Annotated in this window: 3 protein-coding genes; all 3 read right to left on the reverse strand. The window is 68.2% G+C overall.

Features of this window, described 5'->3' with window-relative positions; genetic code table 11:
- On the reverse strand, positions 1-792 hold a 792-nt coding region (locus tag G3O00_RS41200), incomplete at its 3' end, for a TolC family protein (RefSeq protein WP_206146437.1).
- Between the two features lie 8 nt (positions 793-800).
- Positions 801-1739 carry a glycosyltransferase family 2 protein gene (locus tag G3O00_RS41205; RefSeq protein WP_206146438.1) on the reverse strand — a complete coding sequence of 313 codons (939 nt, stop codon included), beginning with the start codon at positions 1737-1739 and terminating at the stop codon, positions 801-803.
- Between the two features lie 10 nt (positions 1740-1749).
- Positions 1750-3345 carry a DHA2 family efflux MFS transporter permease subunit gene (locus tag G3O00_RS41210; protein ID WP_011354168.1) on the reverse strand — a complete coding sequence of 532 codons (1596 nt, stop codon included), beginning with the start codon at positions 3343-3345 and terminating at the stop codon, positions 1750-1752.
- Between the last annotated feature and the right edge of the window lie 24 nt (positions 3346-3369).

The raw sequence follows: 3369 nt of genomic DNA on the forward strand, positions 1-3369 counted from the left end.
TAGCGCGATCTGCGCGAGCAGCTTGCTGCGCTTGATCGATGCGTCGCTCGCGTCGTACGCGTTGTCGAGCCCGCGCGCGGTGCGCTCGCGCAGCACGGTCGTCACGCGCTGGCTGACCTTCAGCTTCTGCTGCAACAGCTCCTGCTTCGCATACGCCTCGTCGAGCTGGCAGTACACGGTGACGATCGCCACCGCCAGCGTGAGCCGCACCTGCTCGGCCTCGACCCGCGCCGCTTCGCGCAGCGACATCAGGCTCTTCGTCGCGGCGCGGTTCTTCCCCCACAAGTCGAGCTGGTAAGTCAGCCCGACGAACACCGACGACGGCGAGGTGTTCGGATCGCCAAATATCTCGACAGGTACGCGATAGCCGCTGACCGACACGTCGGCGACGTCGTTGCCCGGCTTCGGCATCCGCGCGCGGCTGACCGTCGCGCCGGCCGTGCCCGTCAGCCCCGTCAGCGAATCGAACTGCTGAAGCTGCGCCTGCGCGATCCGCAGCCGCGCCTGCGCGACCTGCAGATCGGGGTTGTTTTGCGAAGCCTCGGCAACCAGTGCGTCGAGCTGCGGATCCTTCAACTGCTTCACCCAGTCGGGCGCGGGCCAGGCGCCGTTCACACCGGGGCCGGCCGTATGCGCGAGCGCATCGTCGGCCGGCGCGTGCAACGACAGCGACGGCAGGAAGCCCGACGGCACGCATCCGCCCAACGCCAGCGACACGGCTGCGGCGGCGATCATCATCGAGCCGCCCTTCAAGCCACGTGGCAGGCTCGCCGCTTTTTCTTCACGCCGCATCGCGCCCCTCATCCCTGCTGAACGCGCTGCGCACGCGCGGCCAGACGCGGCCGCGTGCGTTCGAGCGGGCCGAGCCGGCCGAACAAGCCGTCCGCGACGCCGAACAGGATGCCGGCGAGCTTCGCGCGCTTGTCGCGCTCGACGAGCGCGATCTGCACGACCTGCCACACGGTCAGCAGGTTCGGCACGATTGCGACCGGAAAGCGCAGCCCGTACTGCATCCCGAGCTGCACCGCATTGCGTGCGCTGTAATAGCGCCGTTGCCACGAGTGATTCATCGACGTCATTTCAAAAGGGCCGATCGCGTGACGCTGCTTCGCGCCGATCCGGTGCGGCAGCACCAGCGACGGCACGACATAGAGCGGCACGTTGCGCGACAGCGCGCGGAAACTGTATTCGGTATCGACGTGATCGATGAACAGCGTCTCGTCGAAACGGCCGAGTACGTCGAACGCGTCGCGCGACACGACGCAGCCCGACGAGATCAGGAACGCGCAGCGCTGCAGCGGCGCACCCGGCTCGATCCGCAGGCGGCGCAGCCCGATCCCGTTGGTCGACAGTTCGGGCAGGAAGCTGCGCGCGTTCTCGTCGAAGATGCGCGGGCCGGCCAGGAATGCACGCCTGCCAAGCCCCGCGCAGACATCGCGCATCGCGGGGAAATACGCGGCCGGCACCGACGAATCCTGGTCGAACAGCGCGACGGCATCGATGCGGTCGCGAAACAGCGCCGCGAGCCCCGCGTTGTACGCGCCCGCGATTCCGCCGCGATTGCCGTGATGCAGCAGCACGATGCCTTCGCGTGCGCACAGCTCGCTGGCCCGTGCATCGGGCTGCGGCGTGTTGTCGACGACGAGCAGCGCGTCGCACGCGTGCCGCCATGCGCCGAGCGCGTCGAGCTGCGCATCGCTCGGGTGATACAGGATCACGAGTGCGCCGAGTGTCGTCATGTTCCTCTCCTCAATGCCCGAACGACGCCGCCGCGCCGCGTTTCGGTCGCGTCAGCCACATCAATGCCGCGAGTGCGAGGCACGTCATGCTCGCCATCCAGAACATGTCGTTGGTCGCCATCATGTAGGCCTGCTGCATCACGACCTGGTGCAGCGTCGTCAGCTCGCGCACACCATCCACACCCATCGCGTTCAGCGTGTGCACGAAGCGCTGCGTGTTCGCCGATGCATGCGTGACGGATTGCGACACGACGTCGTAGTGATAGGTCGCGCGGTTGTCCCACAGCGTCACGCTCATCGCGGTGCCGAACGCGGCGGACAGCGTGCGCAGGAAGTTCGACAGGCTCGACGCGGCCGCGAGCCGGTCGTCCGGAATGCGCGACAGCGTCGCGGCGGTCAGCGGAATGAAGAAGCACGGCAACCCGATCCCCTGGATCAGCCCCGGCGCCGCGATCTGCGCGAACGTCATCTTCAGCGTGAAATGCGCATCCCACGCGAGCACGGCCGCGAACACGAGGAAGCCGAAGGTCGCGAGCACGCGCGCGTCGAAGCGATGCGCATGGAGCCCGACGAGGATCGAGAACACCAGCGCGAGCACGCCGAGCGATGCGGTCGCGAGCCCCGCGTGGAACGCGTTGTAGCCCATCACGGCCTGCATCCACAGCGGGAACACGACGCCGACCACCGAGAAGCTCATCATCCCGAGCGAGATGATCAGCACGCAGAACGAGAACGTGCGATCGCGGAACAGGCTGAGATCGACGACGGGATGCGCCTCGCCCGCTTCCCAGATCAGCAGCGACACGATCGATAACCCTGCGACCACCGCGAGCGTGACGATCAGCGGCGAGCCGAACCAGCCGCGATCGTGGCCGAGATCGAGCATCGCCTGCAGCGAGCCGACGCCGATCACGAGCAGCACGATGCCCGGCACGTCGATCGGGCCGGCCTCGCCGCGCTGCGCGTCGGGGCGCAGCATCGCGGTGCAGACCGCGAACGAGAACAGCCCGATCGGCAAATTGATCAGGAAGATCCACGGCCACGAGAAGTTGTCGACGATCCAGCCGCCGACCACCGGCCCGAAGATCGGCGCGAGCAGCACCGTCATCGCCCACAGCGCGAGCGCGATCGTGCGCTTGTCCGGCGGGAACGTGCGCAGCAGGATCGTCTGCGACAGCGGCACCATCGGCCCTGAAAACAGCCCCTGCAGCGCGCGGCAGATCACGAGCACATGCAGGTCGCGCGCGAGCCCGCACAGCAGCGACGTCAGCGTGAACAGCAACACCGCGCCAACGAACAGCCGCAACTCGCCGACGCGGCGCGCGAGCCAGCCCGTCAGCGGCACCGCGATCGCGGCCGCGACCGAATACGAGCTGATCACCCACGTGCCCTGGCTGTTCGATACGCCGAGACTGCCGGAGATCGCCGGCACCGCGACGTTCGTCACGGTCGAGTCGAGCACCTCGATGAAGGTCGCGAGCGACAGCGCGAACGTCAGCAGCGCGAGCCGGATGCCGCGCACCGGCTGCGCGGCCGGCGCGGGGGCCGGCACGTCGAATGCGGACGGCGCGACGGGCCCGTCGTGAAGCGGCGAAGCGGTGCTCATGCGCCGGCCACCGCAGCTTCGGCC

It is taken from the genome of Burkholderia sp. Ac-20384, from assembly GCF_017104605.1.
Classification (GTDB): domain Bacteria; phylum Pseudomonadota; class Gammaproteobacteria; order Burkholderiales; family Burkholderiaceae; genus Burkholderia; species Burkholderia lata.